Source organism: Luteimonas sp. TWI596 (genome assembly GCF_039674105.1).
Classification (GTDB): Bacteria; Pseudomonadota; Gammaproteobacteria; order Xanthomonadales; family Xanthomonadaceae; genus Luteimonas.
Genome location: NZ_JBDJMU010000011.1, coordinates 36377 through 54712 on the forward strand (window position 1 = coordinate 36377; position 18336 = coordinate 54712).

Annotated in this window: 13 protein-coding genes and 2 pseudogenes; 9 read left to right on the plus strand and 6 right to left on the minus strand. The window is 71.2% G+C overall.

Annotated elements, in window-relative coordinates:
- The first annotated feature begins 59 nt into the window (after positions 1–59).
- Positions 60–1109 (plus strand): patatin-like phospholipase family protein, encoded by a 1050-nt coding sequence (locus tag ABE487_RS10165; protein ID WP_346441947.1) that lies wholly within the window; start codon positions 60–62, stop codon positions 1107–1109.
- A 345-nt stretch (positions 1110–1454) separates the two neighbouring features.
- Positions 1455–3065, plus strand: a complete 1611-nt coding sequence (locus ABE487_RS10170; protein WP_346452035.1) for a mechanosensitive ion channel — start codon at positions 1455–1457, stop codon at positions 3063–3065.
- A gap of 71 nt (positions 3066–3136) precedes the next feature.
- Here the strand turns inward: ABE487_RS10170 and ABE487_RS10175 are convergent, their stop codons facing one another.
- The 4 genes and pseudogenes from ABE487_RS10175 to coaBC all read right to left on the minus strand — a co-directional run bounded on the left by ABE487_RS10175 (position 3137) and on the right by coaBC (position 8224).
- On the minus strand, positions 3137–4045 hold the full coding sequence (locus tag ABE487_RS10175) for a DNA ligase (protein WP_346452036.1): 909 nt from the start codon (positions 4043–4045) through the stop codon (positions 3137–3139).
- A gap of 192 nt (positions 4046–4237) precedes the next feature.
- Positions 4238–6541, minus strand: a complete 2304-nt coding sequence (locus ABE487_RS10180; RefSeq protein WP_346452037.1) for a phosphomannomutase/phosphoglucomutase — start codon at positions 6539–6541, stop codon at positions 4238–4240.
- Between the two features lie 11 nt (positions 6542–6552).
- Positions 6553–7011, minus strand: a complete 459-nt coding sequence (gene dut, locus ABE487_RS10185; protein ID WP_337243592.1) for a dUTP diphosphatase — start codon at positions 7009–7011, stop codon at positions 6553–6555.
- Positions 7008–8224, minus strand: a pseudogene (gene coaBC, locus ABE487_RS10190) (bifunctional phosphopantothenoylcysteine decarboxylase/phosphopantothenate--cysteine ligase CoaBC). The gene dut and the pseudogene coaBC overlap by 4 nt, the downstream one beginning before the upstream one ends.
- Before the next feature lie 177 nt (positions 8225–8401).
- Here coaBC and radC point away from each other — a divergent pair.
- The 3 genes from radC (at position 8402) to ABE487_RS10205 (ending at position 10890) form a co-directional block, all read left to right on the plus strand.
- Positions 8402–9076, plus strand: coding sequence for a DNA repair protein RadC (radC, locus tag ABE487_RS10195; RefSeq protein WP_346452038.1), 675 nt, complete (start codon positions 8402–8404; stop codon positions 9074–9076).
- A gap of 52 nt (positions 9077–9128) precedes the next feature.
- Positions 9129–9527 (plus strand): YchJ family metal-binding protein, encoded by a 399-nt coding sequence (locus tag ABE487_RS10200; protein WP_346441942.1) that lies wholly within the window; start codon positions 9129–9131, stop codon positions 9525–9527.
- A 139-nt stretch (positions 9528–9666) separates the two neighbouring features.
- The gene (locus ABE487_RS10205; RefSeq protein WP_346441941.1) at positions 9667–10890 is read left to right on the plus strand and encodes a lytic murein transglycosylase; all 1224 of its coding nucleotides are present in this window, start codon (positions 9667–9669) and stop codon (positions 10888–10890) included.
- A gap of 59 nt (positions 10891–10949) precedes the next feature.
- Here ABE487_RS10205 and ABE487_RS10210 read toward each other — a convergent pair whose 3' ends face one another.
- On the minus strand, positions 10950–11495 hold the full coding sequence (locus ABE487_RS10210) for a hypothetical protein (protein WP_346452039.1): 546 nt from the start codon (positions 11493–11495) through the stop codon (positions 10950–10952).
- Between the two features lie 61 nt (positions 11496–11556).
- Positions 11557–12642, minus strand: a pseudogene (locus ABE487_RS10215) (LysM peptidoglycan-binding domain-containing protein).
- Positions 12643–12897: 255 nt separating this feature from the next.
- On the opposite strand from ABE487_RS10215, the gene ABE487_RS10220 reads away from it, so the two are divergent.
- The 4 genes from ABE487_RS10220 to ABE487_RS10235 all read left to right on the plus strand — a co-directional run bounded on the left by ABE487_RS10220 (position 12898) and on the right by ABE487_RS10235 (position 18294).
- Positions 12898–13122 (plus strand): hypothetical protein, encoded by a 225-nt coding sequence (locus ABE487_RS10220; RefSeq protein ID WP_346441937.1) that lies wholly within the window; start codon positions 12898–12900, stop codon positions 13120–13122.
- Between the two features lie 309 nt (positions 13123–13431).
- A complete protein-coding gene (locus tag ABE487_RS10225) occupies positions 13432–14064 on the plus strand; it encodes a TetR/AcrR family transcriptional regulator C-terminal domain-containing protein (RefSeq protein WP_346441935.1) in 633 nt (210 codons plus the stop codon).
- Between the two features lie 61 nt (positions 14065–14125).
- Positions 14126–15220, plus strand: a complete 1095-nt coding sequence (locus ABE487_RS10230) for an efflux RND transporter periplasmic adaptor subunit (RefSeq protein ID WP_346452040.1) — start codon at positions 14126–14128, stop codon at positions 15218–15220.
- Entirely contained in the window at positions 15217–18294 is a 3078-nt protein-coding gene (locus tag ABE487_RS10235) for an efflux RND transporter permease subunit (RefSeq protein ID WP_346441933.1), read from the plus strand. The genes ABE487_RS10230 and ABE487_RS10235 overlap by 4 nt, the downstream gene beginning before the upstream one ends.
- The last annotated feature ends 42 nt before the right edge of the window (positions 18295–18336 follow it).

Consider the following 18336-nt stretch of genomic DNA (forward strand, 5'->3'; position numbering starts at 1 on the left):
TCTGCCCGTGCGGGGCCTGCCTCGGTATCCTCGCGCCTCGCCCCTTCGATGCCACCGCCATGCGTCCATGTTCCCCGCCGTTTCCCGTCTCGCGCCGCGTCCCGCTGGCGCTCGTGCTGTGCGCGTTGGCGTTGCTCGTGGCCGGTTGCGGACGCGACAACGTCAAACCCGTGCCGGTCGCCCCCGCCCAGACGTCCGCGGCGCCCGCGACCAGGACGCCTCCGGTCCGGATCGGCCTGGCGCTCGGCGGCGGTGCGGCCAAGGGCTTCGCGCACATCGGCGTGATCAAGATGCTCGAAGCCAATGGCATCAAGGCCGATGTCGTCGCCGGGACCAGCGCCGGTAGCGTGGTCGGTGCGCTCTACGCCAGCGGCATGGATCCGTTCCGGATGCAGGAGCGGGCGGTTGCGCTCGACGAATCGAGCATCCGTGACGTGCGGTTGTTCTCCGGCGGGCTGGTGCAGGGCGTCGCGCTGCAGGACTACGTCAATCGCGAAGTCGGCAATCGCACGATCGACCGTCTGCCGATCCCGTTCGCAGCCGTTGCCACGCGCCTGGAGACCGGCGATCGCATCGTGTTCGTCCGCGGCAACACCGGCCAGGCCGTGCGCGCCTCGAGCAGCGTGCCGGGTGTGTTCGAACCGGTGAAGATCGGCGACCGCCATTATGTCGACGGCGGGGTCGTCAGCCCGGTGCCAGTGGATGCGGCCCGCCAACTCGGCGCCGACTTGGTGATCGCGGTCGATATCTCCAGCAAGGCCAGCGGTAGCACGCCCGGCAGCATGCTGGGCATCGTCAACCAGTCGATCGCGATCATGGGCCAGAACCTCGGCCGGCAGGAACTCGCCCGCGCGGACGTGGTGATCCGCCCACAGGTCAACGACATCGGGCCGGCCAGTTTTGAACAGCGCAATGCGGCGATCCTGCAGGGCGAGCGCGCCGCGCTGGCCGCGCTGCCGCGCATCCGCGAGAAGCGCGCCGAACTCGAGCGCGCGCGCGCGGCGGCGCGTGCGCCCGCCAAGCCGGTCGAGCCCGAGCCGGTGGATATCGACTGCGGCGACAGCTGGGTGCGCAGGCTCAATCCCTTCGCCCGGGAACGCGCCTGCTGAGACGCGCCGGCGGCGTCATGCTTGACCGGTGAATTGACCCGCGAGCCGTGGGGCCGGGGGCGCGGCATCGCGCCGGACGGCGCTTGATGGCGTTGCCTGCACGATACGGGCGTTACGTTCCGTTCACTCTGAGCCGACATCGTCATCACCAGACTGGACCTCGCCCGGTTCCGGCGATGCGGTCACCGTCATCGCCCCGGCATGGGGATCGATTCTGCTCGACCGTCGCATGACGGTGCGATCCCGATGCCGCCGCGCGCCTTCCGCCGTCGGCACTGCCGCCCGCGCTGCCGGCGCCATCGACGCGATGCGGTGGATCCGCATCCCTGCGAGGAGAGACGCCCCATGCAACCCGATACGCTCGCCCGGCAACTTCAACTGAGCCTGGGCCACTATTTGCCGACCGTCCTGGCGGCGGTCGCCGTCCTGGTCGTCGGACTGATCGTCGCGCTGTTCGTGCGCGGCCTGGTCCGCAGCGGGCTGACCCGTCTGCGCCTCAACGAACGGGTGAACGCCCAGACCGCGTCCAGTATCGATGTCGTCCGGGTGGCGGCGTCGGTCGCGTTCTGGTTCGTGATCATCGTCGCGTTGATCGGCGTGTTCAGCGTACTGCGCTTCGATGGCCTGTACGGCCCGTTCTCGGCGCTGGTGGCCGAAGTCATGCTGTATCTGCCGCGGATCATTCTGGCCGGCGTGCTCGCCCTGGTCGCCTGGCTGCTGGCCACGGCGCTGCGCGCGGGCGTCAACCGGCTGATGGCCGCCGGGCGTTGGGACGAGAAACTGTCGGCATCGGCCGGGGTGCGGCCGATCTCGGCGGTGCTCGGCGATGTCGTCTACTGGCTGGTGCTGTTGCTGTTCCTGCCGGCGATCGTTGCAGCCCTGCGCGTGGAAGGCCTCATGGCGCCGTTGTCGCAGATGACCGCGCAGGTCACGTCGATGCTGCCCAATGTCTTTGCCGCCGTGGTGATCGGGCTGGTCGGCTGGCTCATCGCCAAGGTGCTGCGCGGGCTGGTGAGCAACCTGCTCGCGGCGACCGGCATCGACCGCTTCGGCGATCACGGGCAGGCCGGTGCGGGCGTGCGCCTGTCGCAACTGGGCGGCACGCTGGCGTTCGTGCTGGTCATCGTGCCGACGCTGATCGCCGCGCTCGACGCGCTTGCGATCCGCGCGATCTCCGAGCCGGCCGGCGAGATGCTGGGATTGTTCCTGACCGCGGTGCCCAACATCCTGGCCGCTGCGCTGATTCTGCTGGTGGCCTGGTACCTGGGCCGGTTCGTCTCCGGGCTGCTGACGCGCCTGCTGGAGAATCTCGGCTTCGACCGCCTGCCCGAGCGCCTGGGACTGGGGGGCGTGTTCGGCACGACGCCGACCGGGCCGGCGCCGGTGGACACGGCGCTCGCGACCGCCGATCCGGTTGCCGCCGCCGGCACGCCGGAGCCTGGCCTGCCGCTTAAGACCACACCGGTGGCCCCGGCCTCCGCAACGGCCGGTACCGGCCTGTCGGCGTGCGTTGGCCGCGTGGCGCTGTTCTTCATCCTGCTGTTTGCGACGGTCGAAGCCGCGCATCGACTGGGCTTCACCGGCGTGCGCGATCTGTTGGCGACCTTCATCGCCTTCGGTGGCGACATCCTGCTGGGCGGCGTGATCCTGGTCGTGGGCTACTGGCTGGCCGACCTGGCCGCGCGCGCGATCCAGCGCGCCAATCCCGGCGGCGGCGTCGGCCTGTCGCGCATCGCCCGCGTCGCGATCCTGGGGCTGGTGATCGCGATGGGGCTGCGCGCGATGGGCATCGCCGATGACATCGTCAATCTCGCGTTCGGCCTGGTGCTCGGTGCAGTGGCGGTGGCGGTCGCATTGGCCTTCGGCCTGGGCGGGCGCACAGCGGCCGGCAAGGTGGCCGACCGGTGGGCGCAGGCCTACCTGGATCGGCGCCGCGACGACGGTCCCTCGCCTTAACCTGCCAGCGGTCCCGGCGGGCGCGCCCGGTCTCGGGTGCGCCTGCCGGGGGACCGGCCGGGGTGCCGGCATCACGATCGCGGCGAGGGCCTCTCAGGCGGCTTGCCGTCACCAGGGGGCGGGGCGTTGGGTTCGTCGTCGCGGACGCGCAGGAACCGGGCGAAACGCGGCAGGCCGTTGGCGGTCACGCCGTTGTGGCGGTAGGTGACCAGGCTGCCGATCGCGGGCGGGTCGCGCCGCTGTGCGTCGCGCAGTCCGCTGCCGATCCGGAACCGGCGTCCGTCGGCATGCTCGACCAGCAGGGCGCCCACCAGACCGACGTACTTGCCCTTGCCCGGCAGGTAACCCACGACCCGCGCCTCGGCATCGTCGAACGGCTTGAGCTTGCGCAGCGCGGGACTGCGGCCGGCGGCGTAGCGCGCGTCGCGGTGGTGCAGCATCAATCCCTCGCCGCCGCCGTCCACGACCTCCGCCAGCCGGGCGTCGAGCGCGGCCCGCGACGGCAGGCGCGTCTGCGCGATCATGGCCAACTGTGGATGCGCCGTGCCTGAGGTCAGCACTTGCATCGCGGCCATGCGCTCGGAAAACGGGCCGGCGTGGTCGGGCAGGTCGAAGACCAGGAACCGCAGTTGCCGCCAGCGCGGATCGGTCGGATCGGCGCCACGCACGAGCGCGCTGGTCTCGTCGAACCGGCCGCGCCCGAGCCACAACTCGCCGTCCATCGAGCCGGCCGGCCAGCCCAGGGTGAAGCCTGCCGGGACCGCGATGCGGTGGCCGCCGCGCGTCCACAGCGCCTGACCGTCCCAGCGCCCGCGCACGCCGTCGAGTTTCTCGCTGACGTAGTAGGCGCCGACGTCGATCTCGCCACGCAGGTCGGTGGCCAACATGAGCGCATCGGGGGTTGGCTGCGCAGGCACCGGCATCGGCGCCAGGCCGGTGCACAGCCACAGCAGGCAGGACAAACGGATCGGCATCGACATGGCGGCACTCCGATGAAGGTGTGCCGTCAGCCTCGGTCAGTGCGTCGATGCGTGACATCGGCCTGTTGCCCGTGCCGATGTCGGACGTGCCCGCGAGCGCGGGTCGGGCGGTGCGCGGTGCTTTCCATGATCCCGGTGGCCAACACGCCAGCGCGAGGGCGCGCGGCGTGCACGTCGCAGGCGATGCGCACCTCAGAACGGCAGCGTCAGTCCTGGTTCGATCGCGAGCAGGCGCTCGCGGAACAATCCCTGGATCCGTGCCAGCGCCTGTGCATCGTCGGCATCGAAGCGCAGTACGAGCACCGGCGTCGTGTTCGACGCGCGCACCAGTCCCCAGCCGTCGGGCCAGTCGGCACGCAGCCCGTCGATCGTCGACAGCCGTGCGCCGTCGAATGCGGCCTGCGCGAGGAATCTCGCGACGAATGCGTGCGGGTCGCCGCCGGGCACCTCGACCTTGAGCTCGGGCGTCGACACGCCGACCGGCAGCGCATGGAGCGCGGCGGTGGGGTCGGCTTCCAGCGCGAGGATCTCCAGCAGCCGCGCGGCGGCATAGAGCCCGTCGTCGAAACCGAACCAGCGCTCGGCGAAGAAGAAATGGCCACTCATCTCGCCGGCCAGTTCGGCGCCGGTCTCGCGCATCTTGGCCTTGATCAGCGAGTGACCGGTCTTCCACATCAGCGGGCTGCCGCCGTGGCGCAGCACATGGCCGGTCAAGCGGCCGGTGCATTTGACGTCGTGGATGATCAACGCGCCGGGGTTGCGTTCGAGCAGGTCGGCGGCGAACAGCATCAACACGCGATCGGCCTCGATGATGGCGCCATCGGCGGCGACCACGCCCAGCCGGTCGCCGTCGCCGTCGAAGGCCACGCCCAGGTCGGCGCCCATGCGCTTGACGACGTCGATCAGGTCGGCCAGGTTGCGCGGCTCGCTCGGATCGGGATGGTGATGCGGGAAGGTGCCGTCGATCTCGCAATGCAGCGGAATCACGTCGGCGCCGATCGCTTCCAGCACGCGCGGGCCCAGCGCGCCCGCCGCGCCGTTGCCGGCATCGACGACGACCTTCAGCGGTCGTGCGATCTGGATGTCGTCGGCGATGCGGCGGATGTAGTCGTCGGCGAGGTCGCGCTCGACCAGCCCGCCCGGCGCCGGCGCAGCGTACAGGCGCTCGCCCGTGATGCGCGCATGCAGATCGGCGATGGCCTCGCCCGACAGCGTCTCGCCGCCGACGACGATCTTGAACCCGTTGTACTCGGGCGGATTGTGGCTGCCGGTGACCGAGACGCAGCAGCCGGTGCGCAGGTGGTAGGCCGCGAAGTAGCTCAGCGGTGTGGGCACCAGGCCGATGTCGACGACATTGCGCCCGCTCGCGCGCAGACCGGCGACGAGGCCGGCGACCAGGTCCGGGCCCGAGAGCCGGCCGTCGCGACCGACCACGATCTCCTCGAGCCCCTGCTCGTGCATCAGCGTGCCGATCGCGCGCCCGATCGACTCGGCGATCGCGGCATCGAGTGTGCGCCCGACGACGCCCCGGATGTCGTAGGCGCGGAAGATCGCCGGATCGAGCCGTGCCGCCACTGGCTTGGGCGCCGTTGCCGGCGCCGGACGGGGGGCCGGGCGCCCCGCGTCGGCTGTTGCCAGCGACTGGGCGAGCGTGGGCGCCGCATCGGGTGCGCTGCCGGCAGGCGAGCGCCGCCGAGCGAGTCGCCAGGCCACGACCGCCAAGGCCAGCAGCGTCGCGGCGAGCACGAGCAACGGCACTGCCGACAGTCCCAGCGGCGGGGGACCGACGTGCGGGGTTGCGGCGACGATCCGCAACTGCGTGCCCGGCACCTGTCGGCCCAGGCGCTCGGCGACGTTCGACAGCGCCGGCTCGCCGCGCGCCAGCAGCGTCTGGCCCCCCTGCCGCAGCGCGACGTAGGTCGCCGGGTCGACGTCGGCCGCAGCCAGGCCGGCGGTCGCGCGCTCGAGCGGGAGCGCGGCGATCGCCACGCCTACCGGTCGTTCGCCGGCGCGCGCGGGGGCGGTGACCAGGATCTGCGGACCGGCGGGGCCGCCGGCCACCATCAGCACCGGCTCGCCGGCGGCGAGTGCGCTTTCGAGGGCCGCGAGTCGGCCGAAGTGGCCCGGGCCCAGGGCGTCGTACTCGCCGCGCAGGTCGCGCGGCACCACCGCGACGCCGGTCGCGCCGGACCAGTCGCGGCCGAGTTCGACGCCGGCGGCATCCAGGCGGCCGTCCTGCAGCGCGCGCTGCACCGGCGCGCTGGCCAGGCGTTCGCCCATCCGCCGCAGTTCGGCCTGCAGCGCCTGCCCGGTCGCATCGATCGCGGCATCGCGCGCCTGCGCCACGCTGGCGCTGCGCTGTCCGGCCTGCCACTGGCGGACGCCTTGCCAGGCGCACCACAGGGCCAGCAGCGCCAGCACCACGGCGAGCACCGGCGCGACGCGAGCCAGCTGCGTCGTCAGTTCGCGTGTGCGATGCGGATCCTTCTCGCCCATGGCCTTCCCCGTCAGCGGACGCCCGAGTGCCCGAATCCCCCGGCTCCACGTGCGGTGTCGACGAAAGTATCCACCACGTTGAGCGTCGCGCGCACCACCGGCAGCAGCACCAGCTGTGCGATGCGGTCGCCCGGTTCGATGGTGAAGGCGTCCTTGCCGCGGTGCCAGACGCTGATCATCAGCGGGCCCTGGTAGTCGGCGTCGATCAAGCCGGTGCCGTTGCCGAGCACGATGCCGTGCTTGTGGCCGAGCCCCGAACGCGGCAACACGACCGCGCACAGGCCCGGGTCGCCGATATGGATCGCCAGGCCCGAGGGCACCAGCGCGACGTCGCCGGGCAACAGCGCCAGCGGCTCGTCGAGCGCCGCGCGCAGGTCGAGACCGGCGCTGCCTTCAGTGGCGTACGCCGGCAGCGGCCACTGCTGGCCGAAGCGCGCATCGAGCACGCGGACATCGAGGATGTGGTTCATGGCGGCTCCGGATCGAGGCGGTGGGCGATCAGCGCGACCAGGTCGGCCGCGATCGCGGTTTTGGGGCCGGGGCCCAGCGTGTGCTGGCCGGCGGCATCGTGCACCACCAGCAGGTTGTCGTCGCCCTCGAACCCACTGCCGGCGACACCGACACGGTTGGCCGCGATCAGATCGACGCGCTTGGTGGCGAGCTTGTGGCGGGCGTTGCCGTCGACGTCGTCGGTCTCGGCGGCGAAGCCGACCACCAGCCGAGGCCGGCGCGGGTCGGCGGCGAGCTCGGCGAGGATGTCGCGGGTGCGCACCAATTCGAGCGTCAGGCCGGCCTCGCCGGCACGCTTCTTGATCTTCGACGTGGCGACCTGGGCCGGTGTGAAGTCCGCGACCGCAGCGGCCCCGACGTAGACGTCGGCGGGCAGGGCCGCGAACACCGCGGCGTGCATCTGCGCGGCCGAACGCACATCGACACGCGTCACGCCGTCGGGCGTGGGCAGGTGCACGGGGCCGGCCACCAGCCGCACCTCGGCACCGGCCTGGGCGGCGGCCGCGGCGACCGCGAAGCCCATCTTGCCGCTGCTGCGGTTGCCCAGGAACCGCACCGGATCGAGGTCCTCGTACGTCGGTCCGGAACTGACGATCACGCGTCGGCCGGCCAGCGGCCCGCTCACACCGGCAGCGCCGCGACGATCGCGGTCGGCTCGGCCAGTCGTCCGGGGCCCGATTCGCCTTCGGCCAGCGGGCCGTCCTCCGGCCCCACGACCTGCGCGCCGCGCTCGCGCAGCAGCGCGAGGTTGGCCTGCGTGGCCGGGTGCAGCCACATGCGGTGGTTCATCGCCGGGCACACGGTCAGCGGCGCGGTCGTCGCCAGGCACAGCGTGGTGACCAGGTTGTCGGCGAAACCGTGCGCGAGCTTGGCCAGCGTGTTCGCGGTCGCTGGCGCCACGACCACGCGCGTGGCCCACCGTGCCAGCTCGATATGGCCCATCGCGGCCTCGGCGCCTGGGTCCCACAAGGTGGTGCGCACCGGTTCGCCCGACACCGCCTGGAAGGTCGCGGCCGAGACGAAGTGCAGCGCGCTGTCGGTCATCGCCACGCGCACCTGGGCGCCGGCATCACGCAGACGCCGGACGAGGTCGGCGGCCTTGTAGGCGGCGATGCCGCCGCACACGCACAGCAGAATGCGCTGCCCATGCAGCGAGGTCGACGCGCCAGTCATGGTCGGGGAAGCCCTACCGGAAAATCGACCGACAGCTTACCCGAAGCGGTGTGGACCGCTGGCTGCGCGGGGACCGGCGGACGCGCTGCAATACAGGTCCCGCCGGCACCGGCGATGCGCGTCCGACGTCCTCCCCGTCGCGTCGCGCCGGTGCCGGCTCCCCCAACGGAGGCGGCGATGCACATATCGAAATGGCCCAAGAGCGAGCGGCCGCGCGAGAAACTCTTCGCCCGGGGCGCGGGCGCGCTGTCGGACGCGGAGTTGCTGGCGATCTTCCTGGGCTCGGGCCTGCGCGGCATGGACGCGGTGGCGACCGGCCGCCACCTGCTCAAGGACCACGGCTCGCTGCGCGCATTGCTCGAGCGCGGGCCGCAAGAACTCACCCAACTGCCGGGCCTGGGCATGGCGCGCGCCAGTTGCCTGAGCGCCGCACTCGAAGTGGGCAACCGGGTGCTGGCCCAGACGCTCGAACGTGGCGAGGCAATCACCGACCCCAGCACGGCCGGTCGCTACTTCACCCAGCGCCTGCGCGGCCTTCCCCATGAAGTCTTCGCCGTGCTCTACCTGGACGCCCGGCATCGCGCATTGGCCTTCGAGGAGGTGTTCCAGGGCACGATCGACAACGCGCAGGTGTATCCGCGCGAACTGGCACGGCGCGCGCTCGCCCACAACGCTGCGGCGATCATCGTCGGCCACAACCATCCCAGCGGCAGCAATCGCCCGAGCGGCGCCGACCGCACAGTCACCAGCATGATCCGGCAGGCGTTGTCGCTGGTCGACGTGCGTGTGCTCGATCACTTCGTCATCGGCGAGGGCGAGGCAGTGTCGCTGGCGGCGACGGGCTTTCTGTGAGCGCGCCCCGTCCACGCTCGCGATCGCGCCGCGGTGCTTGCACAATGCCCGGATGTCCGCTTCCGATACGTCCTCCGTGACCGCCTGTCCCTGTGGCCGCCACCTGTCGTTCGACGACTGCTGCGGTCGCATCCACGCCGGCATGCCGGCGCCGGATGCCCAGACCCTGATGCGTGCGCGCTACAGCGCCTATGTGCGCGGCGATGTCGACTACCTGCGGACGAGCTGGCATCCGCGCACCTGCCCGCCGGATCTCGATCTGCGCGGGCCGCAGCCCACGTGGCTGGGCCTGGACGTGCGTGCGTTCGACGTGCTGGACGACGATCGCGCCGAGGTCGAGTTCGTCGCGCGCTATCGCATCGGCGGCGGCAGCGTCGTGCGCATGCGCGAGCGCAGCCGCTTCGTGCGCGAGGACGGCCACTGGTATTACGTCGATGGCGACGTGCGCTGAGGCCGAGTCGGCCTGCGCGTTCTGCCATCTTTCGTGCGCGGCCGCCTGAGCGGCGCGTTAAACCCGAACCCGCGCACGCGCCCGCTGACCGCCTGCTCAGGCACAGTGGCAGGGCCGTTTTGCCCAGGAGTTCCATGCGATGAAGATCCGTCTGCGTACCCTCACGACCTTCGCGCTGCTGGGCGCGGCCGGCACGGTGTCGGCGGCCACGCCGCCGCCACCGCCGGCCGATCCGGCCGCGTTCGCCCAGTGCCTGGCCGGCATCCGTGGTGATGCGGCCAAGCGCGGTATTCCCGGCGATGCCTTCGACCGGTTGACGTCCGACCTGCAGCCGGACATGAGCGTCTTGCCGCTGCTCGACGCGCAACCCGAATTCACCACGCCGCTGTGGGATTACCTGGCCGGGCTGGTGGATGCGCAGCGCGTCGAGGATGGCCGCGCGATGTTGGCCGAGCACCGCGACCTGCTGGCGCGAGTTGCGGCGCAGTACGGCGTCGATGCCGAGACCGTGGTTGCGGTCTGGGGCGTGGAGAGCGACTACGGGCGCATCTCGGGCAAGCGGCCGCTGCGCGTGTCGCTGGCGACGCTGGCCTGCAACGGTCGTCGACAGCCGTTCTTCCGCGGCGAATTCCTGGCGCTGCTCAAGCTGCTGCACGACGGCGATCTGCGCGATCCGGGCCTGACCGGTTCCTGGGCCGGTGCCTTCGGCCACACGCAGTTCATGCCCAGCACCTACGCGCGCATCGCGGTGGATTTCGATGGCGACGGCCGCCGCGATCTCGTCGACAGCATTCCCGACGCCCTGGCCTCGACCGCGCACTATCTCGCGCGCGCCGGCTGGCGCCGCGGCCAGCCCTGGGGCTATGAGGTCCGGTTGCCGTCGGGCTTCGCGATCGCGCAGGCCGGGCGCACGAACCGCCGGCCGGTGTCCGAGTGGGCCGCGCGCGGCGTGACCCGCGTCGACGGCGGCGCGTTGCCGGCCGGCGACACACGCGCGGCGGTGATCGCACCGACCGGCGCGTCGGGCCCGGCGTTTCTGGTGTTGCGTAACTACGATGCGATCTACTCGTACAACGCCGCCGAGAGCTACGCACTGGCGATCGCCTTGCTCGCCGACCGGCTGCGCGGCGGGACGGGCCTGGCGACGCCGTGGCCGACCGATGATCCTGGGCTGTCGCGCGCCGACCGTCGCGCGCTGCAGACCCTGCTCGCTGCGCGCGGGCACGACATCGGCGAGGTGGACGGCATGATCGGGACCGCCACCCGGCGTGCGATCCAGGCCGAGCAGCGCCGGCTTGGGCTCACGCCCGACGACGGCCGGGCGGGTCGCCGTATTCTCGAGGCCTTGCAGGCCGGCCGTTAGCGTTCGCTCTCGCCGATGCGTGTGGCCTTCAAGTGCGCGCATGGCGACACCGGCTTGGGTCACCCAGCGTGCTGCAATTGCTGGCTGCGTTGGTAGCGCCCGTTGAAGTCCGCGCCGTTGCCGCACAGCGCGGCGTCGGTCTGGACGACGACGCTGGGCCCGTCGAAGCGGACCGTCACCGATGCATGTGCGCGCTTGAGGTCGGCGGCAGTCACCGACATCAGTTCGCCCTCGAACGGCACGACGTCGGCATCGATGCGGTCGTCGCGCAGCGGGCCGCGGGCATGGAGTTCGCAATCGGCCGCCACGGCCGCGCCATCGGCGGCTGCGCCGCCGCCGCGCAGCACCACCTCCCAGTGCGCACCGGCGGCCGCAGGCGCCAACTCCAGGTCGGCTGCGTGCGCGCCCCGCAGGACATAGCGCCCTGCGCGTTCGGGATGCTCGGAGGCCGGCTGGCCGGCGTCATGCGCCGCGCCGCGCGATGGTGCTGCGCCGGACGACCCCTCGTCCGGCGGCGCTGCAGCCTGCGAGCAGGCCGACAGGGCGAGGGCCAGGCAAGTGACGCCGATCAGGCGGCTGGCACGAGGCGTGGAAATGCGCTGCATGGGGTCGGCTCCATCGTCCGTGGTTGCGGCGCACGATACCCGGGCCGCCATCATCGGCGCATCACGGTGGGTCGAGCATCGCCAGCGCGTCCGCGCGTTCGTTCTCGAACCGCTCGGCCACGCTGCGTTGCGTGGACGCCGGTGCACTGGTGAAGTACACCAGCGCGCCGTCGGCGTTGCGGCGGCCGCGCTCGTCGTAGATCGCATCGATCAGCGCGCGGTCGTATGCGACACCGTCGTCGGGCGACAGCCCGCGCGCTTCGACGTCGCGCACGGCGCGGGTGATCGCATTCGTCGCCGGCCCATGTTGGACCGCCGTGGACCAGACCGCGTCCTGCACCGCCGCCGAGCGGTCGGAGACGTCGAGACCGGTGTTAGTCCGCACGTGTTCGGTCTGTACGTCGTAGTGCGTGCGCTGGATGTAGGCATGCTGTGCGTCGGCGAATGCCGCCGGCTCGCGCGCGGCGATCTCGCGCTAGGTCGCGCTGAAGGCTGGTGTTCCCGGAGCGGCGCCGCCGAACGCGCCTGCCCACCGGCTGCCTTCCTCGGCCAGGAACTCTTGCGGACGGCCGCGATTGGTCGCCAGTTGGTAGCTGCCGTAGGACACGCCCCCCGGATCGCCGACGCCGCTCGACACCGTGCCGGGGCCGCGGCCGCCGGTCTCGTATTGCTCCGACAACTGGCCCAGACGATGGTCGCCGGCATCGGCGGGCGGCGTGGAGGGGGTGTCGACGGCGGTCGGCGGAGCGGGCTGCCCGGGCACGGGCGCCGCGCCCCGGTCGCCCGGCAGCGCGATCGACTGGCCGGCGTGGATCAGGTCGGGATTTCGGATCTGCGGATTGGCGTCGAGCAGGGCGCGCACCGTGGTGCCATGTGCGGCGGCGATGCCGGACAGCGTGTCGCCAGCACGCACGTCCACGGCGCCTTGCCCTGCTGGCACGACGACCGTGTCGCCGGGATACAGCACGTCGGGGTTCCGGATCTGGGGATTGGCGGCCAGCAAACCGGCGATATCGGTCCCGTAGCGCCGGGCGATGGCCGACAGCGTGTCGCCACGTTCGACCGTGTGATGCCGCCCGGTCTCATCCGGCCCGGGGCGGGCCTCGGCGGCAAGTCCGGACGACGTCGTCGATTGGATCGTGTTCACCTTGCGCTCCCGTCATCAGAGGGGAGCGCCAGCGTCGCGCGCGACGATCGCGCAGGCATCCCCGGGCCGACCCTAGGCGGACGGCTCGCCGGCATCGCGGGCGCAGTCGAGCGCATCCCATCGCCACGACGTGGCCGCGTCGATACCGGCTGGGAGACCCGCGGCGCTGCGCATCGCCTGGTCAGCCGGGCCGGCCTTGCGCAGGCGGCGTGTCCCTGACATTGTCGAGGCCGTCACGCGACGGAATTTGCATCCATGCGCAGCTTGTGGAGCCTGGCAGCGGCCTTGCCGCTCGCCGCCTGCGGCACGATGGAGTACCGCGATACCAATGCCGCGGTCGACAACAATCCGCTATGCGTCAGCCGGCCCGACCAGCCGGGCGAGCCGGTGTCGCGCGACTGCGAGCGTTACCGCGAAGGGGTCTGGCGCAGTAAGTCCGACGCCCAACCGGTCGAGTTCGGCAGACGCGACGAGCGCTGACCGCGCGCCGACGCCCCGCGCGCTGCAGACCCTGCTCCGCGCACGGACACCACTTCGGCGAGGTCGACGGCATGACCTGGACCGCCACCGCGCGCGATCCAGGCCGAGCAGCGTCGGCTCGGGCGCATGCCCTACGACGGCCAGGCCGGTCGCCGCATGCTCGAGGCCTCGCGAGCCGGCCGCTAGGCGCCACGCCTCCATCGGTCAGAAGATCGAGCAGACCGCCGCATGGGCGGGGTTTGCGATGCTTGCTGCGTCAAACTAACGCTGTTAGATTCTCTCCCTAACAAAGTTAGGTCGCCTCGTCGCGTGCGTACGCCCATTGCCAGGGACACCATCATCCAAGCCGCATTCGAGGTCCTCGACGACGCCGGCCTCGAAGGCCTCACGCTGCGCAAGGTGGCGTGTGCACTGGGCATCCGGGCGCCGTCGCTGTACTGGCACTTCTGCAGCAAGCAGGCGCTGCTCGATGCGATGGCCGATGCGATGCTCGCCGACGTCGCGCGGAACGTGCCCGACGGCCAGCCCTGGCGGCAAACGCTGCTGCAGATCGCCCACGAGTTCCGGGCGGCGTTCAAGGCGCGCCGTGACGGGGCCCGGGTCTATGTGGGCACGTTCCTGGCCACCGAGAACATGCTGCGCGTGGGCGAGGCGAGCATCGCGGCGCTGGTGGGTGCCGGGGCGCCGGCGACGTTCGCCGCGACCACGTCGATGGACTTGGTCTACTACACGATGGGCTTCGTCATCGAGGAACAGTCGTGGCCCGGCGACGGCAGCATGCAGGCGCTGGGTGCGACGTTTCTCGCCTTGGCCGAGGCGCGGTTCCCACACTGCTGGCAGGCCCGCGACGCCTGGAACGCGGTCGATTTCGACGCGCGCTTCGAGCAAGGACTTGGCCTGATGCTCGACGGCATCGCGCAGCGGATCGCCCGCGACGGCTGATCTCACCGTCTCTCTTTTCCTTCCTCCTCCATCCCCGCTACCGCGGTCCGGGACCCTCGCCATGCGTGATCGACTATTGCGTTGTTGCTGTCTGCTGCTCGTCGCAGCGCTCTCGGCTTGTGGCGACGCCGACGGGCCCACCGCCGACGCGACCGCCGAGACCTCGGCGCTGCCGGTGTCGCTGGCGCTCGTGGAGCGCCAGACCATGGCGCGCACGGTCCTGGTGTCCGGACCGGTCAGCGCGTACGAGGACATGCAGCTGGGCGTGGAACTGAGCGGGCAACGTGTCACCGCGCTGGAGGTCGACGTCGGCCAGTGGGTGAAGAAAGGCCAGGTGCTGCTGCGGCTCGATCACCGCAGTCTGGACAGCGAACTGGCCCAGGCCGATGCGTCGCTGCGCCAGGCGCACGCTGCGCAGGCGCTGGCGCAGATGAACTACGCGCGCAGCGAGACCCTGGCGGCGCAGCAGCTGATCAGTGCCGGCAATCTGGACGAACTGCGTGCCGCGCGACTGAATGCCGAAGCGCAGACCGCGACGGCGCGGGCGGCGCGCGACGCGGCGCAGTTGCGCCGCGATTTTGCGGACCTGCGCGCGCCCGCCGACGGCATGATCTCCAAGCGCCTGGTGCAACCCGGGCAGGTGGTCGCGGCCGGCACCGAGTTGTTGCGTCTGATCCGCGACGGTCGCCTGGAATGGCGGGCCGAGCTGCCGGAGGCGCAGCTGGCCGACGTCGTCGTCGGCAATGCCGTGGTGCTGCAGTACGCGGACCAGACGATCGAGGGCCGCATTCGCGCGGTCAGTCCCGGTGTGGACGGGCAAACGCGCACCGGCACGGTCTATGCGGACCTGCCGGCGCCCGGCCCGTTGAAGGCCGGCGTGTTTGTCGATGGCCGTATCGTCACCGGTGAAGGCCAGGTGCTGACTGTGCCCACCGCGTCGATCGTGCAGCGCGATGGTCACAGCTATGTGTTCGGCATCGACGACCAGCAGCGGGCCACCCGACGCCGCGTGCGCACGGGCCAGACTGTCGCCGGCCGGACCGCGATCGTCGATGGCCTGGCCGCCGGCGACCGTGTCGTGCTCGACGGTGCCGGCTTCCTCGGTGAGGGCGACCGCGTACGGGTGGTTGGCGACACCGGGGCGGCTGCGCGATGAACATCTCCGCCTGGGCCATCAAGCGCCCGTTGCCGGCACTGCTGATCTTCTTCGTGTTGTGCGTGGCCGGCCTGTGGGGGTTCCACCAGTTGCCGGTGGCGCGCTTCCCCGACATCGCGTTTCCGATGACCACGGTGACCGTGAGCCAGCCCGGCGCCTCGCCGAGTCAACTCGAGGCCGAGGTCACTCGCAAGGTCGAGGACTCGGTGGCCACGGTCAGCAACGTCAAGCGGGTGATATCGTCGGTCAGTGAGGGCGTGAGCACCACGACGATCGAATTCCAGCTCGAGGCCGACCTGGCCACGGCGCTGGACGACACCCGCGATGCGATCACCCGTATCCGCACCGACCTGCCGCAGGACATCCAGGAGCCGGTGATCTCGAAGGTCGACATCGGCGGTTCGCTGATGACCTATGCGTTGGTCGCGCCGCACATGACCGCCGACGAGGCCAGCTGGTTCGTCGACCGCGACATCGCCCGGGCGATGTACGGCGTGCCGGGCGTGGCCCGGGTCACCCGCGTGGGCGGCGTGCAGCGGCAGATCCGGGTGGATCTCGACCCCAGAGCGTTGATGTCCATGGGCATCACGGCCGGCGATGTCTCGCAGCAGTTGGCCCGCATCCAGGTCGAACGCGCAGGCGGCAAGACCGAGATCGCGGGTGCGCAGCAGACCATCCGGACGCTGGGCACCGTCGCCGATGCGCAGGCGTTGCGCGATTACGCGGTCGCATTGCCCGATGGTCGTGCGGTCCGGCTGTCGACGCTGGCCACGGTCACCGACGCCGCCGCCGATCCGACCGAGGCGGCGCTGCTCGACGGCGAGGACGTGGTCGCGTTCTCGATGTCGCGCACGCGCGGCTCCAGCGAGGTCAAGGTCGAGGCGGGCGTGCATGCCGCACTCGACCGCCTCAAAGCCGATCACCCCGGTGTCGATTTCCGGCTGGTTTCCACCGCGATCGACGAGACCCACCGGTCCTACGACTCGTCGATGACCATGCTTTACGAAGGCGCGTTGCTGGCGCTGCTGGTGGTGTGGTTGTTCCTGCGCGATTGGCGCGCGACCTGGGTGGCGGCGCTGGCGCTGCCGCTGTCGATCATCCCGACCTTCGCGGTGATGTATGCGTTCGGATTCACACTGAATCTGATCACGTTGCTGGCGTTGTCGGTGGTGGTGGGCATCCTGGTCGACGACGCGATCGTGGAGATCGAGAACATCGTGCGCCATCTGCGCATGGGCAAGCCGCCGCTGGAAGCGGCGCGCGAGGCCGCCGGCGAAATCGGCAATGCCGTGATCGCCACCTCGCTGACGCTCGCCGCGGTGTTCGTGCCGGTGGCGTTCATGCCCGGCATCGCCGGCAAGTTCTTCCGGGAATTCGGCTGGACCGCCGCCACTGCGGTGCTGTTCTCGCTGCTGGTGGCGCGCCTGCTCACGCCGATGATGGCGGCCTACCTACTCAAGCCGCACGGCGAGGAGAAGGCCGATTCCCGGCTGATGGTCTGGTACCTGGGCTGGGTGGACGCGGCGCTGCGCCACCGGGGTCGCACGCTGTGGCTGGCGACGGGCCTGTTCGTCGCCTCGCTGGCGCTGGTGCCGTTCATCCCGACCACCTTCATCCCGCAGTCCGATCTGGGGCGCAGCAACCTGAGCCTCGAGCTGCCGCCGGGCACGCGCCTGCAGGAGACCGTGGCGATGGCCGAGCGCGCGCGCGGGCTGCTGGGCGAGATGCCCGAGCTTCGACAGGTCTATACCGCGGTGGGCGCGGTGCTCGATCTCGGCGATCCCGGCGCGACCGGCGTCGGCGAGTCGCGCAAGGCGGTCCTGGTGCTGGACTGGGGCACCGCCAATACCCGCGATCGCGACCAGCGGGTCCTCGAACGCGAGGCCCGGCAGCGTCTGGCCGACCTGCCGGGCGTGCGCGTGAGCTATGTCAGTTCCGAACCGGGCAACCTGCTGCAGCTGGTGCTGTCGGGCGACGACCCCCAGCGGCTGCAGGAGGCGGCGATCGCGTTGGAGCGCGACCTGCGCGGCATCCCAGGGCTGGGCAGCGTCACCTCCAGTGCATCGCTGCTGCGACCCGAAGTGCAGATCGTGCCCGTGCCGGCGCGCGCCGCCGACCTGGGCGTGGCCACGGCGGACATCGCCGAAGCGGCCCGCATCGCCACCGCCGGCGACTACGAGCAGCGCCTGGCCAAGCTCAACCTGCCCGACCGCCAGGTGCCGATCCGGGTCGGCTTCGCCGAGGCGGTGCTCGCCGACCCGGCGTTGATCGGACAGTTGCGCGTGCCCGGTCGCGATGGTCCGGTGCCGCTGGCCGCGGTCGCCGAGATCCGGCCCGGCAGCGGCCCGTCGCAGCTCTCGCGCTACCAGCGCCAGCGCAACGTAACGCTGACCGCCGAACTCAACGGGCGTCCGATGGGCGATGTCATGGCCCAGGTGCAGGCGTTGCCGAGCGTCAAGACGCTGCCGCCGGGCGTGAGCTTCCTCAACAGCGGCGATGCCGAGGTGTTCGTCGAGCTGTTCGTGGGCTTCGTGCTGGCGATGGCCGCCGGCCTTGTGTGCATCTACATGGTGCTGTTGCTGCTGTTCAACCACGCCTTGATGCCGGTCACGATCCTGGCGGCGGTGCCACTGAGCGCAGGCGGTGCATTCGGCGCACTGCTGCTGACCCAGAACATGCTCTCGCTGCCGGCGCTGATCGGCCTGCTGATGCTGATCGGCATCGCCACCAAGAACTCGATCCTGCTGGTGGACTACGCGGTGATCGCCGAGGACGAGTTGGGGATGAGCCAGCACGACGCGCTGGTCGACGCCTGCCGCAAGCGCGCCCAGCCGATCATCATGACCACATTGGCCATGGGCGCGGGCATGATGCCGATCGCGTTGGGCTTTGCCGGCGATTCGAGTTTCCGCGCGCCCATGGCGATCGCGGTGATCGGCGGCTTGATCACCTCGACGCTGCTGAGTCTGATCGTGATCCCGGCCGCGTTCACGGTCATCGACGACCTGGGCGACTGGCTGTCGCGCCGGTTCCGCCATCGCGGCTCGCACCCAGCCGTGCACGGCGCGACATGAGGCGCCTGGGGCCTGGCACCGGCGTGCCGGGCCCCCTTGGCC